This is a genomic window from Pseudomonas sp. AC112 (genome assembly GCF_979253545.1).
On record NZ_CEEDCM010000001.1, the window covers coordinates 5,229,109 to 5,248,597 of the forward strand.

The 19,489-nt window shown below is 62.2% G+C and carries 19 protein-coding genes; 9 read left to right on the forward strand and 10 right to left on the reverse strand.

What is annotated here, in order from left to right; translation table 11 throughout:
- Positions 1–43 precede the first annotated feature (43 nt).
- A complete protein-coding gene (locus AC0IYN_RS24310) occupies positions 44–538 on the reverse strand; it encodes a PaaI family thioesterase (RefSeq protein ID WP_406599241.1) in 495 nt (164 codons plus the stop codon).
- A 123-nt stretch (positions 539–661) separates the two neighbouring features.
- Between AC0IYN_RS24310 and AC0IYN_RS24315 the strand changes: the two genes are divergently transcribed.
- Entirely contained in the window at positions 662–1,228 is a 567-nt protein-coding gene (locus tag AC0IYN_RS24315; protein WP_406599240.1) for a YceI family protein, read from the forward strand.
- Here the strand turns inward: AC0IYN_RS24315 and AC0IYN_RS24320 are convergent.
- Positions 1,225–2,115, reverse strand: a complete 891-nt coding sequence (locus tag AC0IYN_RS24320) for a DMT family transporter (RefSeq protein ID WP_406599239.1) — start codon at positions 2,113–2,115, stop codon at positions 1,225–1,227. The two genes, AC0IYN_RS24315 and AC0IYN_RS24320, sit on opposite strands and share 4 nt — an antisense overlap.
- A 91-nt stretch (positions 2,116–2,206) precedes the next feature.
- Between AC0IYN_RS24320 and AC0IYN_RS24325 the strand changes: the two genes are divergently transcribed.
- Positions 2,207–3,532 carry an aminotransferase-like domain-containing protein gene (locus tag AC0IYN_RS24325; protein WP_457248612.1) on the forward strand — a complete coding sequence of 442 codons (1,326 nt, stop codon included), beginning with the start codon at positions 2,207–2,209 and terminating at the stop codon, positions 3,530–3,532.
- A gap of 28 nt (positions 3,533–3,560) precedes the next feature.
- On the opposite strand, the gene AC0IYN_RS24330 is transcribed toward AC0IYN_RS24325, so the two are convergent.
- Positions 3,561–3,992, reverse strand: a complete 432-nt coding sequence (locus tag AC0IYN_RS24330) for a nuclear transport factor 2 family protein (protein ID WP_016979456.1) — start codon at positions 3,990–3,992, stop codon at positions 3,561–3,563.
- A gap of 247 nt (positions 3,993–4,239) precedes the next feature.
- On the opposite strand from AC0IYN_RS24330, the gene AC0IYN_RS24335 reads away from it, so the two are divergent.
- On the forward strand, positions 4,240–4,458 hold the full coding sequence (locus tag AC0IYN_RS24335) for a DUF6434 domain-containing protein (protein WP_406599237.1): 219 nt from the start codon (positions 4,240–4,242) through the stop codon (positions 4,456–4,458).
- Positions 4,455–4,925, forward strand: a complete 471-nt coding sequence (locus AC0IYN_RS24340) for a RidA family protein (protein WP_078048700.1) — start codon at positions 4,455–4,457, stop codon at positions 4,923–4,925. The genes AC0IYN_RS24335 and AC0IYN_RS24340 overlap by 4 nt, the downstream gene beginning before the upstream one ends.
- A 169-nt stretch (positions 4,926–5,094) precedes the next feature.
- Here AC0IYN_RS24340 and AC0IYN_RS24345 read toward each other — a convergent pair whose 3' ends face one another.
- Positions 5,095–6,804, reverse strand: a complete 1,710-nt coding sequence (locus AC0IYN_RS24345) for an amidase (protein ID WP_471843626.1) — start codon at positions 6,802–6,804, stop codon at positions 5,095–5,097.
- A 55-nt stretch (positions 6,805–6,859) separates the two neighbouring features.
- The gene (locus tag AC0IYN_RS24350; protein ID WP_406599235.1) at positions 6,860–7,648 is read right to left on the reverse strand and encodes a helix-turn-helix domain-containing protein; all 789 of its coding nucleotides are present in this window, start codon (positions 7,646–7,648) and stop codon (positions 6,860–6,862) included.
- Between the two features lie 83 nt (positions 7,649–7,731).
- On the opposite strand from AC0IYN_RS24350, the gene AC0IYN_RS24355 reads away from it, so the two are divergent.
- Both AC0IYN_RS24355 and AC0IYN_RS24360 read left to right on the forward strand, forming a co-directional pair.
- Positions 7,732–8,037, forward strand: a complete 306-nt coding sequence (locus AC0IYN_RS24355; protein ID WP_471843629.1) for a DUF2834 domain-containing protein — start codon at positions 7,732–7,734, stop codon at positions 8,035–8,037.
- Positions 8,030–8,452 carry an MAPEG family protein gene (locus AC0IYN_RS24360; protein ID WP_406599233.1) on the forward strand — a complete coding sequence of 141 codons (423 nt, stop codon included), beginning with the start codon at positions 8,030–8,032 and terminating at the stop codon, positions 8,450–8,452. Before AC0IYN_RS24355 ends, AC0IYN_RS24360 begins: the two co-directional genes overlap by 8 nt.
- Positions 8,453–9,013: 561 nt before the next feature.
- Here AC0IYN_RS24360 and AC0IYN_RS24365 read toward each other — a convergent pair.
- A complete protein-coding gene (locus tag AC0IYN_RS24365; RefSeq protein ID WP_457247503.1) occupies positions 9,014–10,180 on the reverse strand; it encodes a GGDEF domain-containing protein in 1,167 nt (388 codons plus the stop codon).
- Between the two features lie 109 nt (positions 10,181–10,289).
- Positions 10,290–11,501 carry an MFS transporter gene (locus AC0IYN_RS24370; RefSeq protein ID WP_406599231.1) on the reverse strand — a complete coding sequence of 404 codons (1,212 nt, stop codon included), beginning with the start codon at positions 11,499–11,501 and terminating at the stop codon, positions 10,290–10,292.
- 98 nt (positions 11,502–11,599) lie between these two features.
- Between AC0IYN_RS24370 and AC0IYN_RS24375 the strand changes: the two genes are divergently transcribed.
- The gene (locus AC0IYN_RS24375) at positions 11,600–12,421 is read left to right on the forward strand and encodes an AraC family transcriptional regulator (RefSeq protein WP_457238217.1); all 822 of its coding nucleotides are present in this window, start codon (positions 11,600–11,602) and stop codon (positions 12,419–12,421) included.
- 17 nt (positions 12,422–12,438) lie between these two features.
- On the opposite strand, the gene AC0IYN_RS24380 is transcribed toward AC0IYN_RS24375, so the two are convergent.
- The 3 genes from AC0IYN_RS24380 to proP form a co-directional block, all read right to left on the reverse strand.
- The gene (locus AC0IYN_RS24380) at positions 12,439–15,015 is read right to left on the reverse strand and encodes a bifunctional diguanylate cyclase/phosphodiesterase (protein ID WP_471843633.1); all 2,577 of its coding nucleotides are present in this window, start codon (positions 15,013–15,015) and stop codon (positions 12,439–12,441) included.
- Positions 15,016–15,154: 139 nt separating this feature from the next.
- Entirely contained in the window at positions 15,155–15,658 is a 504-nt protein-coding gene (locus AC0IYN_RS24385) for a GAF domain-containing protein (protein WP_406599228.1), read from the reverse strand.
- A 50-nt stretch (positions 15,659–15,708) separates the two neighbouring features.
- Complete coding sequence (gene proP, locus AC0IYN_RS24390) at positions 15,709–17,211, reverse strand: glycine betaine/L-proline transporter ProP (RefSeq protein WP_406599227.1); 1,503 nt, start codon at positions 17,209–17,211, stop codon at positions 15,709–15,711.
- 191 nt (positions 17,212–17,402) lie between these two features.
- Here proP and AC0IYN_RS24395 point away from each other — a divergent pair, with 191 nt between their 5' ends.
- Complete coding sequence (locus AC0IYN_RS24395) at positions 17,403–17,933, forward strand: GNAT family N-acetyltransferase (RefSeq protein WP_457238220.1); 531 nt, start codon at positions 17,403–17,405, stop codon at positions 17,931–17,933.
- A gap of 143 nt (positions 17,934–18,076) precedes the next feature.
- On the forward strand, positions 18,077–19,480 hold the full coding sequence (locus AC0IYN_RS24400) for an MFS transporter (protein ID WP_406599225.1): 1,404 nt from the start codon (positions 18,077–18,079) through the stop codon (positions 19,478–19,480).
- The last annotated feature ends 9 nt before the right edge of the window (positions 19,481–19,489 follow it).

Genomic DNA, 19,489 nt, shown 5'->3' on the forward strand with positions numbered 1-19,489 from the left:
GGTGCAGTCCTCGATTAGCGGTGGCAGTCAATGTAGACCAGGATCAGCCCTCACGGCCATGGGCGGCGGCGGCCAGTTGGCCGGTGTCGACACGCACGAAGATCGAATCACCCACTGCGGTGAGCACGTCACCGGCGTACACCTCGCAAATCACGCGGGTCTTGCGCCCCACATCGCCCTCGACCCGTGCGCGCAGGGTGAGGGTGACGCCCATGGGCGTCGGCTTGATGAATTTGATGCCCAGGTTGCCGGTGACGCAGTCGATGCGCGGCAGGCTGCCGGGTTCGCGCTGTTCGGCGCGGTAGTGGTAGGCCATGGCGGTCCAGTTGGAATGGCAGTCCACCAACATGGCGATCAGGCCACCGTAGACCAGGTCGGGCCAGCCGCTGTATTGGGCTTCGGGCAAGTGCTCGGCGACGAGGTGGATGCCGTCCGTGTCCCAACGGCTCTTGATATGCAAGCCGTGGGGGTTGCTGCCGCCGCAGCCGTAGCAAATGCCTTCCGGCGCGGTGATGTCCTGGAGTGAAGGGGCGTGCATGCAGAGTCCTTATAGATGCGTGTGCGACTACTCTGTTTAGCAGGACAGGCGCCGAATGGGAATAAATCCCTGGTGTGGCGTGTTAGCTCAGTACCTGTGTTCTTACCTCTCGCGGAGCGCTACATGAAACGACGAATGTCCCCGGTCGCCGTACTGGCCTTGATCCTTGCCTATGGCGCCAGCGTCCAGGCGGCGGAGTACAAGGACGTCAACCGCACCGCCAGCCAGATCAGCTTTACCTACAAACAATTGGGGCAGCGCGTATACGGCACCTTCAGCGACTTCGAGGGCACCTTGACCTTCGACACGCAGCAGCCGGAAGCCGGGCATGCTTTGCTCAAGATCCAGCTCGCCAGCATCGACGCCGGCAGCCCGGACGCCAACGACGAACTGCAGCGCGCGTCCTGGTTCGATACCGCGACCTACCCGGTGGGCGTGTACGAATCCACCGGCGTCAAGGCCCTGGGGGACAACCGCTACATGATCAGCGGCCACCTGACCATCAAGGGCACCACGCGCCCGGTGGACGTTGACGTGGTGCTCAAGGAGCAAGGTGGCATTGGTGTGTTCGACGGTGAGTTCATCCTCAAGCGCGGCGACTTCAAGATTGGCGAGGGCGAGTGGGCCGGCAACAGCGTGGTGTCCAACGACATCAACATCAAGTTCAAGATGGTTGCGCCGCAGCGTTAACGCGCGAACTTCTTTGCACCGGCCACGCAGCCGATCACCGCCACCGTCACCAACACCATGCCCAGGCTGACCTGTTCATGCAGCAGGCCCGCCGCCAGTGCCAGGCCGAAAAACGGTTGCAGCAACTGCAATTGACCGACGGCGGCGATGCCGCCCTGGGCCAGGCCGCGGTACCAGAACACGAAGCCGATGAGCATGCTGAACAGCGACACATAGCCCAGGCTCAGCCAGGCCGGCAGGCTGATGCCGGTGAAGGTCCTCGGCGCCAGGACCAGGCTCAAGGGCAGCACCACGGGCAGCGACACCACCAGCGCCCAACAGATCACCTGCCAGCCGCCGAGGCTGCGCGACAACTTGGCGCCTTCGGCGTAGCCCAGGCCGCAGGCCAATACCGCCAGCAGCATCAGTACGTCGCCGGCCGGCGCGGCGCTCAGGCCCTGGGCGAAGGCATAACCCATCACCAGCGCGCTGCCGAGAACCGAGAACAGCCAGAACACCGGGCGCGGGTGTTCGCCGCCGCGCAGCACGCCAAAGACCGCAGTGGCCAGTGGCAGCAAGCCGATAAACACGATGGAGTGGGCCGAGGTCACGTATTGCAGCGCCAGGGCAGTGAGCAGCGGAAAGCCGATCACCACGCCAAGGGCGACGACCGCCAGCGACATCCACTGAGGGCGTGCGGGGCGTTTTTCCTTGAACAGCCACAGCAGCACTCCGCCCAAACCGGCCGCGATGGCGGCGCGGATCATAGTCAGGAACACCGGGTCGAATTCCATCACTGCCAGGCGCGTCGCCGGCAGTGAGCCGCTGAAAATCACCACGCCGATAAAGCCGTTGATCCAGCCTTGGGTGCCCGTGTCCAGGGTGTTGAGGCGAGAGGTACGTTCCATGAGGGTGTGCCCGAAGAAAGAGAGGGTTGCATGCGAGCCATCCTAGGGGCGAGCATCAAGACAATCAAAGAATTGTCATGGATACATCCCTATGCCTCGCGCCCGCTATAAGTCCCTGGTCGACCGGTTCGCCGCAGACATCCGCAGTGGAAAAATGCCGCCCGGTACGCGCTTGCCGACTCACCGCCAGTTAGCTGCCGAGCAGGGCCTGGCGCTGGTCACCGCCAGTCGGGTCTATACCGAATTGGAGGCCATGGGGCTGGTCAGTGGTGAGACCGGGCGTGGCACCTTTGTGCGCGAAATCTCGCTGCCACCGGGGCAGGGCAGTGGGCAGATGACGGTGGCGGCGGGGATGCTCGACCTCAACTTCAATTACCCCTCGTTGCCGGGCCAGGCCGACCTGCTGCGCACGGCGTTACGCCAGTTGGCGTTGTCCGGCGACCTCGAAGCCCTGCTGCGTTACCAGCCCCACGCCGGGCGCCAGCATGAACGTGCTGCATTCGCACGGCATTTGCTCAGCCGAGGATTGAGCGTGGAGGCCGACCAGGTGCTGCTGGTCAGCGGTGCCCAGCATGGCTTGGCGGTGACGATGATGGCGTTGCTCAAGCCCGGGGATGTGATCGCGGTGGATGCGTTGACCTACTCGGGCTTCAAGGTGCTCGCCGAGACCCTGCACCTGGAAATTGTCGCGATCCCGGTGACGCCCGCAGGGCCGGATTTGGATGCTTTGCAAACTCTGTGTCGCCGACGTCCGGTGCGTGCGGTGTACAGCATGCCGACCCTGCACAATCCCCTCGGCTGGGTGATGGTCAGGGACCAACGCGAGCAACTCGCCGCCATCGCCCGCCAGCACAACCTGATGATCATTGAGGACGCGGCCTATGCGTTCCTGGCCGAAGACGCACCGCCGCCCGTGGCGACCTTGGCGCCGGAACGCACGGTGTATGTGGGTGGGCTGTCGAAAAGTGTCGCGACCGGCCTGCGTGTGGGGTTTGTCGCCGCGCCCAAGGAATGGGTGAAAACCTTGGAGCGAACGATCATGGCCACCACCTGGAATGTGCCCGGTGTGATGAGCGCCATGGCCGTGGCCTGGCTCGAGGACGGCACCGTCGCCCAGTTGGAAGCGCAAAAGCGCGAAGATGCCCAGGCCCGCCAGGCCCTGGCCGCGCAGGTGCTCAAAGGGCTGGCCTACAGCAGTCATCCTTCATCGTATTTCTTGTGGCTGCCGCTGGCGGAAGACGCGCGAGCCGATCAGGTCGCCATGACCTTGCAGCGCGACGGGATCTCCGTGTCCACCGCCGAGCCGTTTGCCGTCTCGGCCCATGTTCCGCATGCATTGCGCCTGGCCTTGGGCTCGGTGACCATGCCGGCGCTGCATGAGGCATTGCTGAAAGTGCGCAAGGTGGTGGCGTGGTGAGCCGGGTTCAGCGGCTCACCTGCGGGCATCAGTACTTGTAGGCCTGGCGACCGATCAGCAGCCACTTGCCTTTCTGCTTCTGCCACACCTGGAAGTTGTCGATATCCGTCGGCACTTCGACACCGCTGTTCACCGCCAGGGCGTGGAAGTGGTTGCGCACCAGGGCGGTGTCGCCTTGCAGGGTGATGGTCTGGTTTTGCATTTCCAGGGTCTTGAACGCGCTGGTGTGGGTTTCCAGGTCAGCGATGAATTGATCTTTGTTCTGCACCTTGCCGCTGGAGTGGCCGTAGGTGAGCTTGTCCGCGGTCAGCGCGTGAAGCTGCTTGAGGTCCAGGTGAAGCATGGCTTGGGTCAGTTGGTCGACCGCTTGGGCCACATCCTTTTCGGCAGGGGCAGGGGCTGCTGCGACATAACCGGTGAACAGGCACAGAAAACCGATCAGCACTTTGACGTTTTGCATGGGTGTTTCCTTATTGTTGTTGGGGGCTGGCACGACAGTTTCAGTCGTCGTACAACCATGCAATATTTCGGGTGGGGAAGGAAAGTGAAATTTCGAAATATCTTGAAAAGATTAGGCTTTAAGGCGTTATGGAGCACATGCAAACTTATACGATGTCTCAACACCACGATCTAATCATGCCTCGCTTCCTGTGCAAGTAGCGCATCGCTATGCTACTGCCGAAACCTGACACTGCCCGAGAGACAAAATGGATTTTGACTGGCACAGCGACACGCTCACCCGCGCCACTCCGGTAACCCCACACTACAAAAGCACTCAAAACGTCCGCCGCTTCATGCGTGAACACTGCGGCCCAGGGTTCACGTTCGACCGGCCGTTCATGGCCTGGATCCGCAACGAAGTGCCCAAGACCCTGGGCGACGTGGTGGATGAGTGGCAACGCCGAAACGAGGATTCACGCCCATGACACCCGACGAAAAATACCAGGCCGCCCAGCAACGTCTCGGCTATCAGCTGGATGAATTCAAAGTCGGTGGCAACTACACGCCACTGGTCCGGGACGCCAACCACCTGTACATCAGTGGCCAGATTCCCCGGGTCGGCGATGCCATCGTGCTGCCGGGCAAGGTCGGAGACACCTTGACCTTGGCCCAGGCGCAAATCGCCGCCGGTATCAGTGCATTGCGCTGCCTGGGTTTGCTCAAGCAGGCCTTGGGTTCGCTGGACCAGGTCAAGGCAATCCTGCGCATTACCGTGTATGTGCGCAGTGCCGAGGATTTTGATCAGCAGAGTGAAGTGGCCAACGGCGCGTCGGACTTGCTGCACGAGATTTTGGGCGCCGCCGGGGTGCACACGCGTACGTCGATTGGCGTGATGCAGTTGCCGAAATCGGCGGCGGTGGAGATCGACATGATTGCAGTGGCGCACGGCTGAGCCATCGATGCGGTAATCCTGTTGATTGCCGTGCTCCACATCGCCTGATTTGAAATACAGGCGAAAGTGTGGGAGCGGGCTTGCTCGCGAAAGCGGTGGATCAGTCAGCCTATTTGTGGCTGATGGACCGTATTCGCGAGCAAGCCCGCTCCCACATGTTTGACCGCGTTTAGCCTGCTGCCAGCGGCGGCGTACGTGGCGGAACCAGGCGCTTGCTGCCGGTCGATTCGTACGCCGACGCAAACCGCAGCAACGCCGAATCGTCATACGCCCGTCCGGCAAACGTCAGGCCCACCGGCATGCCAATATCCGCCATCACGCCCATCGGCACAGTGACGGTCGGTACGCCCAGGTGGCGGATGGCGAGGTTGCCGTTGGCCACCCAGATGCCGTTGCTCCAGGCGATGTCAGCCGACGCTTCATTCACGTCGGCATCCGCCGGGCCTACGTCAGCCACGGTCGGGAACAACACGGCGTCGAGACCGAGCGTGTCCATCCAGTCTTCCAGGTCGATGCGGCGGGTCTGTTCCAAACCGCGCAGGCCATCGGGGACCGTGCTGATCTCGTTCCACGGGGTGATGCCGCGTTCGGCCATGCGCACGTATTCGTCCATGCCCGCAGCCAGGTCGTCCTCACGGTTGGGCAGGGTGCCGGGGTCGTGGGGGAAGATTTTCGGGCCGTCCACATCCGCCAGGCGGTTGAGGGCCGGGTCATTGTTGGCACGCAGGAAGTCATCAAAGGCCCAGGCCGACAGCTCCCACAGTTCATCGTGCAGGAATTCCTTGGACACCAGGCCACGGGTAAACACGGTGGGCGCGCCAGGGCGGTCGCCTTCGCAGTTGGACACCAGCGGGAAGTCCACGTCGATGACTTCGGCACCGGCCGCAACCAACGCTTGGCGTGCGTCTTCCCACAGGTCGATCACGCTGGCGCGGGTGTTGATCTTCTGCCCGGTCGGGCCGCCAATGCCCGGCTTTTCGCTGGTGCCGGCGTCGGGGTCGGCATTGATGTACATGCGCGGCACGCCAAAGCGCTTGCCAGCGAGGGAGGCGGCGGGCACCGCCAGTTCAGCGTAGGCAGCAGGACGCACTGAGGCGACGCTCGGGATCGGCACCCAGGGCTGCAGGCGCCACAGGTCGCCACGGGTGTCCGGGTCTTCGGCCACCACCACGTCGAGGATTTCCAGCAGGTCGGCCATGGTGCGCGCGTAAGGCACCACCACGTCCATGGTCGGCGTAAGCGGCCAGTTGCCGCGCACCGAAATTACCCCGCGAGACGGAGTGTAGGCGCACAGGCCATTGTTGGATGCCGGGCCACGGCCGCTCGACCAGGTTTCTTCGGCCAGGCCAAACGCTGCGAAGCTCGCTGCCGTGGCGGTGCCGGCACCATTGGACGAGCCGGAGGCAAAGGGCGCGGTCAGGTAATCGGCGTTATACGGGCTTTCCGCGCGGCCATACACGCCACGCTGCATGCCGCCATTGGCCATCGGCGGCATATTGGTCTTGCCCAGGCAGATGGCGCCACCGCCGCGCAGGCGCTCGATGGTGAATGCATCGCGTTGGGCGACCAGGTTGGCAAACGCCGGGCTGCCGGATGCCGCCGTCAGGCCCTTGACCAGGTAGCTGTCTTTGGCGGTGTAGGGAATGCCGTCCAAGGGACCCAGGGTTTCGCCTTTGGCCCGGCGTGCATCGGACGCCTCGGCTTCCTTCAGGGCTTCGGGGTTGCGCACCACGACGGCGTTCAAGGCGGTGGCGGTCTGCGGACCGTCGTAGGCATCGATTCGCGCCAGGTAGGCCTGGACCAGTTCAACGGCCGTGGTCTGGCCGGATTCAAGCGCAGCGCGCAACTGGGCAATGGAGACTTCGGTAACTTGCATCACGTTTTTTTCGCCGCCTTCAAGTGGGGGGTATGGCGGAAGTCTACGTACAGATATTTCACAAAACCAGCGCCGCATAACTCGCGTAGGCGCCGCGCATCACCTGCCAGGTGGCCTCGTCGGCGGGAATCAGATGTTCGATCCGCAGGGAGGTGAGGGTGATATCCTGCGGCATGCCGAAGGTGGTGAAGGTGGACAGAAAACTCAGCTCGCCATGGCTTGAGCGAATGCGCGTCAGCACCAGCGGCGGCAACTGTTCAGGCGGTTCGGTGCTGGCCGGTGTGGGCAAGCTCGCCAGCAGCGTGGCCAAGCCGGTATTGCCCAGCGCCTCACGGGTGGCGCGCTGCCAGGCCAGGGTGCGGATCTCATCGGCATTGATCAAGTGATCGCCCAGGCCACCGGGCTGCAGCAGCGTGGTCAGCAGGTTCACGCCGTCGGCGGCATCCGGCGCTATGCCCACCAGTGCGAACAGCACGCCGGTGCTGGCATTCGCCGCCAGCACTTCCCATTGGCTGCCCAACAGGATGGCCGGGGCGGGATTGTTGGCGTGCAATACATGGCTGACTGCTTCGCGGATCGCGGCCATGGCGGGGGAGGCGAGCGGGGTGGCGCTGTAGCGTGGCGCGTATCCAGCGGCGAGGAACACTTGGTTGCAGCGATCCAGCGGTGCTTCCAGTGCTGTCAGCAGGTTATGCAAGGTCCCTGGGCTCGGCTTGGCCCGGCTGGTTTCGATGCAACTGAGGTGACGCTGGGAAACGCCAGTGATCAAGGCCAGGTCGAGCTGGCTCAGCTTGGCGTGCCTGCGCAGTTGGCGCAGGTGTTCGCCGGCGGTAGCAGGGGTGTCCATGGCGGGATCATGACCTCCGAGGTCATTGCGAGGGCCCGAACCCTATCACTAACGTGGGCCTTTATCACCTCAAGGACGCGACCATGAAAAGACCCTATATTGCCCTGGCTGGTTTGCTCGGGTTTTCGCTGTACACCCTGGCGACGATGCTCACGGCTGAGCAGTCGCTGCTGGCCTTTGGACGGGAACTGCTGTCACGGCCGGACACCGCGCAAGTGGTGATCGACCTGTACCTGATGGCAGTGCTGGGGTGCGTGTGGATGTACCGGGACACGCAGCGTCGCGGTCGGTCGGTGGCGTCAGTGGTGCCGTATTTTTTGCTCACGGCGGTGTTTGTGTCGGTGGGGCCGTTGCTTTATCTGGTGGTGCGGGGTGGCCCAGATGAGTGAGCTTCTGCAGGTCTACGCACTGTGCGTGCTGTTGCTGTGCCTGAAGATGTTTGCGATTTCCTGTTATCAGGGAGGCTTTCGGCTACGGGCGCGGGCGTTTACCAACCGGGAGGATGCGGCGTTCTTCAACTGCGCGGCGCAGGCAGAGGAACTGCCGCAGGTGGTGAGGGCGGGCAAGGCGTGGGCGAATGACCTGGAGAATATTCCGCTGTTTTTTGTGATGGGCGGGTTGTGTGTGGTGTTGGGCACGCCCAGCGGGGTGACTGCCGGGCTGTTCGGTGGTTTTACCTTGGCGCGCGTGGCGCATACGCTGCTGTATCTGGGCGGGTGGCAGCCCTGGCGCACGCTTGCCTATGCGGCGGGTACGGTGTGTCTGTTCGGGTTGGGTGGGTTGGTGGCGGGTGGGTTGGTGTGAGTGCTGCACCGTAGATCGGTGTGGGAGCGGGCTTGCTCGCGAAGGCGGCCTGGTAGCCGACCTGGATGTTGGATCTGATCGGGTACATATCCGTTATTTGGGTAACGGCTGGTATGGGTTCCGCCCTTACGGCGGCTCACTTTTGAAAAGCCCAAAAGTAAGCAAAAGGCTCTTGCCCCAACACTCGGCACCTCGCCTAGGCTCGGTGTGCCCGTAATCCGACAGGTATTTGGGGGGCCGCCGCCACGCGCCATCCATGGCGCGGGGCGGCTAAACCGGCATCCCTGCCGGTTTACCCCCCAAATCCCTGTCGAATTCCGGCCAGCGTGTTTGACGGGGCGCCTAGCATCAAGATCAAAAGCGAGATCAAGATCAAGAGCGGCTCGCTTCGCATCGTGGGTACGCGGTGGGTACGTGGTGGATACGCGGTTTTGTAGGAGCTGGCTTGCCGGCGATGGCGTCGACTCGGTCTGCCTGATAGATCGTCACCAGAATCTACAGGGCGAACTGTGCGTTGGAATCGGTGAGGACTGGGCGTAGCGTGGCGGTCAGTTACGACCTTCAGCCGTAGGAACTTGAACCCGTGCGGTCGACAAGGCGGATGCTGTCCCGCCCACCCCGCTTGGACTCATACAACGTGGTATCGCCTTGCTCAATCAACGCCGCCAGGCTTGGCGGCGGTTGATCGAACAGGTTGGCGCCGATGCTCAGGGTCACCGGCGCCGGCGTGTTGAAGGTTTGCGAGGCCAGTTGGTGAAACTGGTCGCGCAGGCTGCTGCCCAGTTCGACGATCTGTTCGGTGGAGGCCGGGTTGAGCAGGATCACGAATTCATCCCCGCCCAGGCGTGCCGCCAGCGCACCCTGGGGCACCACGCCGCGGATCATTTCGCTCAAGGCGATCAGCAAGCGGTCGCCGGCGGTATGGCCGTGGAGGTCGTTGACTGATTTGAAGTTGTCGATGTCGATCAGCAGCAGCGCACCCGGTTGCGCCGGCGAGACCTGGGCCAGCAGACGCGGTGCGCGCAGGTCGAGGGCGCGGCGGTTGTACAGCGCGGTCAGCGGGTCGCGGGCGGCAAGGCGGGCGATCTGTTGTTCGCGGCGGTAGCGTTCGGAGCCGGTCATCGACAATGCAATCAGCATGATCGCCATGGCGCCTTCCACCAGGGAGACCTGAATGATCTCGCCCTTGAAGGCGGCGAGGTCGATCAAGGTGCCGGGGACCAGCACCGACAGCGCCTTGGCCACATAGAACGCCCCGTGGATCAGCAGTACATAGCGCAACTGCACCGCGCCGATGCTCAAGGATTTGCCGTGGGGCCGTAGCAGGAAGCTGGCGCGCAAGGTCGGCAGTGCCACCAGCAGCGACTGCACGCCCAGCATGGCTTTGGACCACGGCAGATCGGCCGGCAGCATCAACATGCCCAGCCAGACCACCAGCATCAGCAGCCACAGCGGCGACAGGCGCACCTGGGTGAACCGCGCCACGCCGAGCAAAAACAGAAAGTGCGCAGTCACCAGCAAGCCATTGGCGAACCAGATGCCAATCATCAAGAAGCCATTGAGGCGCAGCAGCGCGAGGGTGGAGCCGACCGTGATGGTGGCGAAGCCGGCGCTCCAGTACAGCAGCGAAGGTTCGCGCACACTGCGCCATTCAACGGCCAGGTACAGGGCGGCAGCGGCGGCCAGGGCAACGGTAAGTGCCAAAATCGTAGGAGGGTCGAGCGTCATTTCTTGCCGGGTCTGCCTGGTGTGCGTTCAGAACCGGGATTGTAAGCGCACACGCAGGTTTTTCAGAGCGTTCATCGTGATGGCACACGGCCAGGCGATGATCGGCAGGTCAGGCGCCCTTGGTCGTGGGCAGCAAGACCGTGAGGATGCCCACCAACGGCAGGAACGAGCACAGGGTGTACACGTACTCGATACCGTGGGTATCGGCGAGCAAACCGAGCAACGCCGCACCAATCCCGCTGAAACCGAACATCAGGCCGAAGAAGATCCCGGCGATCATGCCCACGTTGCCAGGCACCAGTTCCTGGGCATACACCACGATGGCCGAGAAGGCCGACGCGATGATAAAGCCGATCACCACGCTCAACACCGCCGTCCAGAACAGGTCGACGTAGGGCAGGGCCAGGGTGAACGGCGCGGCACCGAGGATGGAGAACCAGATGACTTTCTTACGGCCGATCTTGTCGCCGATCGGGCCGCCCGCAAAGGTGCCGACTGCCACGGCGCCCAAGAACAGGAACAAGTACATCTGCGAGCTTGCGACCGACAGCTGGAATTTCTCGATCAGGTAGAACGTGAAGTAGCTGGTGAGGCTGGTCATGTACCAGTATTTGGAGAACACCAGCACGGCGAGCACCACCAGGGCAAAGGTCACACGGCCTTTGGACAGCCCGTGGGTGGCTTTGCCGCCTTGCTTGAGCTTGAACAGGCTGAGGTGGTGGCGGTACCAGCGGCTCAAGCCGTAGAGCACCAGGATCGCAAACACTGCGAACAGCCCGAACCAGGCGATATTGCCCTGGCCGTAGGGAATGATGATCGCAGCCGCGAGCAACGGGCCCAAGGCGCTGCCGGTGTTGCCGCCCACTTGGAACGTCGATTGCGCCAGGCCGTAGCGACCGCCGGACGCCAGGCGGGCGACGCGCGAGGTTTCCGGGTGGAAGGTTGACGAGCCAACGCCCACCAGCCCTGCCGCCAGCAGAATCGCCGGGAAGGTGCCGACAAACGCCAGCATCAGGATGCCGATCAAGGTGCACACCATGCCCGCCGGCAGCAACCACGGCTTGGGATGACGGTCGGTGTGGTAGCCGATCCAGGGTTGTAGCAGCGAGGCGGTCAGTTGGAAGGTCAGGGTGATCAGGCCCACCTGGGTAAACGACAGGCCGTAGTTGGCCTTGAGCATCGGGTAGATCGACGGCAGCACGGCCTGGATCAGGTCATTGATCAAATGCGCCAGGGCGCAGGCGCCGAGGATGCGCATGACCAAGGGGCTGGCCTGGGGTGTAGTGGTTGCAGCGGCGGGTGACGCAGTGAGGGTCGACATGCAGGCATTCCATACAAGGCAGCTAATCAGAGGCGGTGACTTCTTAAGGTCACCATCCATTACAAAATGATTCGGCGTTCATGCTAGATTCGTCAAGAATGCCTGTCTCGCGTAATTCGGGCGACAACCATCGCAAAAAGGGCGAAATGATCAAACCACTCAATGAATTCTTGCAGGAAATCAATGAAGGCGCTTGGGCGGTCATCAGTTCTGCCACTGACTACCCGGAAAACTGGGTGATTCCCGAACACAGCCACGAGAAACACCAACTGCTCTACGCCATCGAAGGCGTGATGGTGGTGTACTCGGCGTTGAACCAATGGACAGTGCCGCCCAATCGCGGAATCTGGATGCCCGCCGGGCAGGTGCATTCCCTGCGTTGCGTGGGCACGCTGAAAATGCGCAGCGTGTTCGTGCGCCCGGATCGCTTCCCGAACATGCCCGGCGAGCCGAAGACGGTCAGCATCTCACCTTTATTGAGCGAGCTGATCAAGGCGTCGGTCAGCCTCAAGCCACCGTATGCCGAGGACTCGCGGGATGCGCGGATCATGCACCTGATCCTCGACGAACTCGCCATCCTGCCGGCGTTGCCACTCTCGTTGCCCCAGCCCGCCGACCCGCGCCTGCAGCGCATCAGCCTGGCGCTGCAGGAAGACCCGAGCGACGCCTCCACCGTGGCACACTGGGGCGAGCGCCTGAACCTCGACCAGAAAACCATCCAGCGCCTGTTCCGCAAGGAAACCGGCATGACCTTCGGCCAATGGCGCCAGCAGGCACGGCTGTTGCTGGCGCTGGAACGTATTGCGGTGGGCGAGAAGGTGATCGATATCGCCCTGGAACTGGGCTATGAAAGCCCCAGTGCGTTTACCAGCATGTTCAAGAAACAGTTTGGCAAGACGCCGAGTCATTTTTTCCGGTAGGGCCGGTCAGCCGCGCGTTATGACTGCACCAGGCCGGCGTGCACGTCCAACAGGCCGTTGAACGCCTCGAGATCCAGCGGGTGGCTGAGAAAGTAGCCCTGGCCTTCCTCGCAGTCCACCGCCTTGAGCATTGCCAGGTGTTCAGCCGTCTCAATGCCCTCGGCCGTGACGGTCAACGACAACGCGCGCCCCAAGCCGACGATGGCCTGGATGATGGCCTTGTCGTCTTCACTTTGCTCAAGCCGGCTCAGGAACGTGCGATCAATCTTGAGGCCGTCGAACGGGAATTCGCGCAAATAGCTCAGGGAGGAATAGCCGGTCCCGAAGTCATCCATGGCGATGCGGATGCCCAGTTGCTTCAGGGTATGCATGATTGCCAGTGCGCCGACGGCATCTTCGAGCATCACGCTTTCGGTGATTTCCAGTTCCACCCGCGTGGGGTGGATGGCGGCGCTGTCCAGGGCTCGCCGTATGCGCTCCACCAGGTCGCCGCGCTTGAATTCGGTGGGTGAGAGGTTCACCGACACAAACAAGTGATCCGGCCAGGCGGCGGCACAGGCACAGGCGGTTTTCAGTACCCAGTCGCTCAGCGAGAGTATCAACCCCGACTCCTCGGCAATCGCGATGAAGGTGTCCGGTGCAATCAGGCCACGGTCCGGATGCTGCCAGCGAACCAGTGCTTCGGCACCCACCATCTGCCCATCGGCGATGCGGTAGCGCGGTTGGAAGTGCAGGCGCAGCTCCCCGTGCTTGATCGCATAGCGCAGGTCACTTTCCAGACGGCGACGCTCAATGATGCGGGTATTCATTTCCCCGGAATAAAAACGCCAGGTGTTGCGACCGGCGGATTTGGCCTCGTACAGCGCAATATCGGCATAACGCAGCAACTCGGTGACCTCGATGGCGTCGTTGGGCGCGAGGGCAATGCCGATGCTGGCGCTGATGAACACTTCCTGTTCGTCGATGCGGATGGCCTGCTCGATCGAATCGATCAACCGCCTGCACAACCCCTCGACTTCCCCCTGGGTGCCTGCCTCGGTGAGAATCAACACGAACTCGTCACCGCCCACTCGGGCGACCAGGTCCCCATGGCGCACACAGGCCGCCAGGCGGCCTGAGACGGCATTGAGCACGCGGTCGCCAGCGGCGTGGCCGAGGAGGTCATTGACCGGCTTGAAGCGGTCCAGGTCCAGGCTGAGCATGACTAACGGTCGCCCCGACGTGGCCAGCGCCTTCAACTTGCCGTCGAGGAACGCTTGCAGGCGCGTGCGATTGGGCAACCCGGTGAGGGCGTCGTGTTGGGACAGGAACTCGATGCGCCGCCGGGCTTCGACCTCTTCGGTCACATCGGTTGCCGTGCCTCGGAACCCGCCGCAGGGCATCTGCCGCGCAGACAGGCGCGTGGTGCGTTCCTGTCTGTCGGCATCGCGATAGCGGCATTGCACGCTGATATCGGGACGTCGGCCTGGCATACTCAGCCATTGCGACAGCAGGCCGCCGTCGGTCTCCAGCAGGTCGTTCATCGTGGCGCCGATCCAGGTGTGCCGGGCCAGTCCGGTGACGTTTTCGAAGCGCTCCGACAGGTAAGTAAAACGCCAACCGGCATCGATTTCCCACACCCAGTCGGAGCTGGCCTCCACCACATCGCGAAAGCGTGCTTCGCTGGTGGCCAGTGCAATCTGGCTGTTTTGCAGCGACGAATGGCTGGCATCAAGGGCCAGCGCGGCGGCGGTGGTGCGGCGTGAAATGACCCAGCTCATCAGGCACACCAGCAAGGCCGCCAGGCCTAACAACGGCAGCCCCACGCCCATCAGCCGCAGACCGGGCCGCGCGGGTTCCCAGTGCAGGCTGCCGGCGGCACCGTTGTCGCCCAAGGGGTAGAGCAAGGTCTTGCCGATTTCGTCAGGGGTGGCGATGTGCAGTTGTTCCACGCCGAAGTCGTTGCCGATCACGGCCAGCTTGGCGGTATTGAGGATGTCGATGAAGATCAGCACCGACGGTGGCCGGCCATCCGTCATGACCGTGGGGTCGGTGCCCGGTGTGATCGCGGCGGCGGCTACCAGTGCCGGGCTGCCATGCACGTTGATAAAGGCCGTGACCGGTTTTTCGTCATCTGCCCCGGCGCGCGCCTTTTCCAGAATGTCGTCGATGGGTTGGCCCAGCCAGGCGGTGAGTTCGACCTGTTCCAGCGCCCCATCGACCACCGCGTAAACCGTGCGGTTGAGAGGGTTGACCACAAACAGGCCCTGGAAGCCGAAATCCTGATACAGCGTGGCCCCCACATTACCCCGCGCGAACGCCCAGTCAGTGTCCACCTTCACATGCAGGTGTTTGTAGGCATCGCTCCAGAACGCGTAGTCCTTGACGGTCACGCGCAGCGACTTTTCCAGGGAATCCACGGCTTTGCGCGTGTAGAAGGCGCTCTCAGCCTGTTCGGAACGGTCAAGATCGCGGGCGAGGTAAACCAGCGAGTATGTGGCCGCCGCAAAGACCACGGTCAGCAACGCGATGAACTTGAACAACGATGTGCGTGCCAGCGACAGGCTGGTGCGGTCGGAGAGCGAACGAACGATAGGAGCGAGAGAGTTGGGCATTGTTTCCCGCAGGGCGTCGCTGCAAGTCAGGGTATGTCTTGCTATCGGCCGCCCCGGCGAAAAACTTAGACCGTCGAGAAGGGAGGCGCTCCACTTACCTGGGCAGGCGAATGTAAATCGCCGATGGCCCAGGCTGGGATCAGCGGTCGGACGTCAGGTTAGCGAAGAATATGCACCCAATCAGTCGCGCAAACAGGCTCAGGGTTTCCGGCAGGTTGGGGTCCTCGAACAGCATCGCCCGAGAGTCCAGCGCACACAGAGCGCCAAACAGGCGACCGTCGGGCAAGAAGATCGGCGCCCCGGCGTAACTCTCGATGGCGTATTGCTTGACCACCGGGCGGGCGGCGAAGCGGCCGTTCTGGCTGATCTGGGGGATAAACAGGGTCTGCGGGTTGATGCAGAACTCGCTGCACAGGGTGGTTTCGAGGTCGAGCACGTCGTCGACATGGATGCCCAGGTCCACGGTGTCGTGCACCGAGCAGACTACCCATTCCAAGTCGGTGAATTTGGCGATGCCGGCAAAGCGCATGCCGGTCAGGCGGGTGACCAGTTGCAGGATGCTGGTGGTAGCTTCTATTTCGGCGATGGCAGCGCGTTCATCGGCGCTGAGCAAGGACTGTGGTGCGGTGACGCTTGGAACCATGAGGACACTCCAGTAGCGGGGTGGCCTGGGCCACCCCGCGCTTTCAGGCGTTAGTTGATGCGCGGATGCTGCTCGACGAGATTCTTGCGCTTGGCTTCCAATTCGGCAATCTCGGCATCGATGTCTTCGATCTTCTGCTCGATATTGTCGTGATGCTCCTGCAGCAATTCCTTGGCTTCTTCCATGTCCGACGCGGCCGGTGCTGCGCCGCGCAGTGGCTTGTTGGCAGTTTCCTTCATGGTCAGGCCGGTGATCAGGCCGACCACGGCAAACACCATCAGGTAGTAGGCGGGCATGTACAGGTCGTTGGTGCTTTCCACCAGCCAGGCTACGGCGGTCGGGGTAAGGCCGGCAATCAGCACCGAGACGTTGAACGCACTGGCCAACGCGCTGTAGCGCAGGTGAGTGGGGAACATCGCCGGCAGCGTCGACGCCATCACGCCGATGAAGAAGTTGAGGATCACCGCCAGGATCAGCAAGCCAGCGAAGATCAGCCCGATCTTGCCGCTGGTGATCAGCATGAACGCCGGGATGGACAAGAACAGCAGGCCGATACTGCCCGCGATGATGAAGGGCTTGCGGCCGATCTTGTCACTGATGAAACCAATGAACGGCTGCACGAACAGCATGCCGACCATGATCGCGATGATAATCAGCACGCCGCTGTTTTCTTTGTAGTGCAGGTTGTGCGACAGGTAGCTCGGCATGTAGGTGAGCAACATGTAGTAGGTCACGTTGGTCGCCGCCACGATGCCGATGCAGGTCAGCAGGCTGCGCCAGTGCTTGGTCGCGACTTCCTTGAACGAGACCTTGGGGCCGTGGGTCAGGCCTTCGCGGTCGCCTTGTTCGAGCTTGTCCATGTGTTGCTGGAACGCGGGGGTTTCTTCCAGGGCATGGCGCAGGTACAGGCCGATGATGCCCAGGGGCAGGGCGAGGAAGAACGGCAGGCGCCAGCCCCACGCTTCAAAATCGGCCTCGCCCACGACGCTGGAAATCAGCACCACCACACCGGCGCCCAGCACGAAACCGGCGATGGAGCCGAAGTCCAGCCAGCTGCCGAGGAAACCGCGCTTGCGGTCCGGGGCATATTCGGCCACGAAGATCGACGCGCCGGTGTATTCGCCACCGACCGAGAAACCCTGGGCCATCTTGCACAGCAACAGCAGGATCGGCGCCCAGATGCCAATGGAGGCATAGGAGGGGATCAAGCCGATGGCGAAGGTGCTAAGGGACATGATTACGATGGTGGCGGCGAGGACTTTTTGTCGCCCGTACTTATCGCCCAATGCACCGAAGAACAGACCGCCCAGGGGACGGATCAGGAAGGGCACCGAGAACGTACCGAGTGCAGCGATCATTTGTACGCTGGGCGAGGCGTCGGGGAAGAACACCTTGCCGAGCACATAGGCGACAAAGCCGTAGACGCCAAAGTCGAACCATTCCATGGCATTACCCAGTGCGGCGGCGGTGATCGCCTTGCGCACTTTGGTGTCGTCGACGATGGTGATGTCTTTCAATCCGATGGGCTTGACGCTTTTCTTACGTAATTTCATGCGGGGCACTCTAAAGCAGAACAGGGGAGGTGCCATCGCAGCGATGGCACCGCTCTGTCAGTTCAGATACAAGCGGACATGAAATAATTCACCACTAATTTGCTTTTTTTGCATTCTTTGTAGTGAGCGGGCTTGCCCCGCGCTGGGCTGTGAAGCGGCCCGCTCATTTCAGTGAAGGAGGAGTCATTCGAATGCCGGTCACTTCATCGCGTCTTGTCTACCGCCCGCCACAGTCCAGCGACGTGCAGCGATTGTTCGCGATCTTCGGCGACCCGCAGACGAACCTGTTCAACCCGGCGGGCCCCATGGCCAGCCTCGAGGTTGCGCAACGCCTGCTGGATCACTGGCTCGCGCAGTGGGCCGAGCAAGGCTATGGCTGGTGGGCGATTGCACGGCGTGAGGCGCCGGAGCACATCATTGGCTTTGGCGGCATCGCGCCACTCAACTACCTGACCGAACGGCGCATCAACCTTGGTTATCGCTTTGCGGTGGAGGCTTGGGGGCAGGGCTATGCCACTGAATTGGGCCAAGACGCGCTGGCCCTGGCGTTCGAAACCCTTGGCCTGCCCGACGTGTTCGGGCTGGTGCGGCCGGACCACGCGGCATCGATCCGGGTATTGGAAAAGCTTGGCATGCAACCGTTCGGTGTACTGGACGATGTACCGGGCAAGGCGCCGAGTCGGGTGTTTCGGGTTTGTCATCCTACAACTGCTTCTGCCTGACATTTCACATACGCGTTAAATACCTGGATAAACGGCAATCTTGGAGATTGACAGCGTAAAGGCGTCCCGCTATAAAAGTCGCAGTTGTACGACGACATATGACGTTACATATGTCCTACCTAACAAAAATAAAAAGTGATGCCATGAACTTGAACGAGCCCATCAACGCTCACCGCGTTGGCCAAGCTGTAGGCAACTATCGCTGGACCATCTGCGCGATGCTGTTCTTCGCGACTACCGTCAACTACCTCGACCGCCAGGTGCTCAGCCTCTTGGCCCCTCAGTTGTCCACGCAATTTGGCTGGAGTAACACCGATTACGCCAACATCGCGGCGGTGTTCCAGTTTGTCTACGCGATCTCCATGCTGTTCGCCGGGCGCTTTGTCGACAAGATCGGCACCAAGGCGGCTTATGTGGTGGCGATCGGTATCTGGTCGACGGGCGCTGTCATGCATGCGTTCTCGGTGCCGATGGGCGAGGGCATCGCCGCCATCAGCGGGGCGATAGGCCTGGCGGTGATTCCGGTGTCGATTGCCGGCTTCATGCTGTCCCGCGCGGTATTGGCGATTGGCGAAGCGGGTAACTTCCCGATTGCGATCAAGGCCACCGCCGAGTACTTCCCCAAGAAAGAACGCTCCTTGGCCACGGGTATCTTCAACTCCGGCGCCAACGTGGGCGCGATCCTGGCGCCGATCTGCGTGCCGTTGATCGCGGGGCTCTGGGGCTGGGAAGCGGCGTTTATCGTGATTGGTGCGTTGGGTTTTGTGTGGGTCGCGGTGTGGATTGCGCTCTACAAGAAGCCCGATGAGCAAAAACGCCTGTCGCCCGCCGAACTGGCGTACATCCGCAGCGACCAGACCGTGGAGCCCTTCACCCCGGCAGCGGCGGGCGCGGTGCAGAAGAAAGTCTCCTGGTTCAAGTTGCTCACCTATCGCCAGACCTGGGCCTTTGCCTTTGGTAAGTTCATGACCGACGGCGTGTGGTGGTTCTTCCTGTTCTGGCTGCCCACCTACCTGTCGGCGCAATACGGCATGAAAGGCGCCGATATCGTGATGCCGCTGGCGGTGCTCTACAGCATGACCATGGTCGGCAGCATCGGTGGCGGCTGGTTCCCCAGCTACTTCATGGCACGCGGCGATGCGCCCTACGATGGCCGCATGAAAGCCATGCTGGTGATCGCGCTGTTTCCACTCGTGGTGTTGCTGGCGCAACCCTTCGGCTATATCAGCTTCTGGGTGCCGGTGCTGTTGATCGGCGTGGGAGCCTCCGCGCACCAGGCGTGGTCGTGCAACATCTTCACCACCGTGTCGGACATGTTCCCGCAGAAAACCGTGGCCTCGGTGGTCGGTATCGGCGGCATGGCCGGCGGCCTGGGTGGCGTGGTAATGACCAAGATCGGCGGTTGGGTGTTCGACTACTATAAGTCCGTCGGCGACATTCACACCGGCTACATGATCATGTTTGCGATCTGTGCGTTGGCCTACCTGGTGGCCTGGAGCGTGATGAAGACGCTGGTGCCGCGTCACAAGGAAATCACTGACCTGTAAGGTCTTATG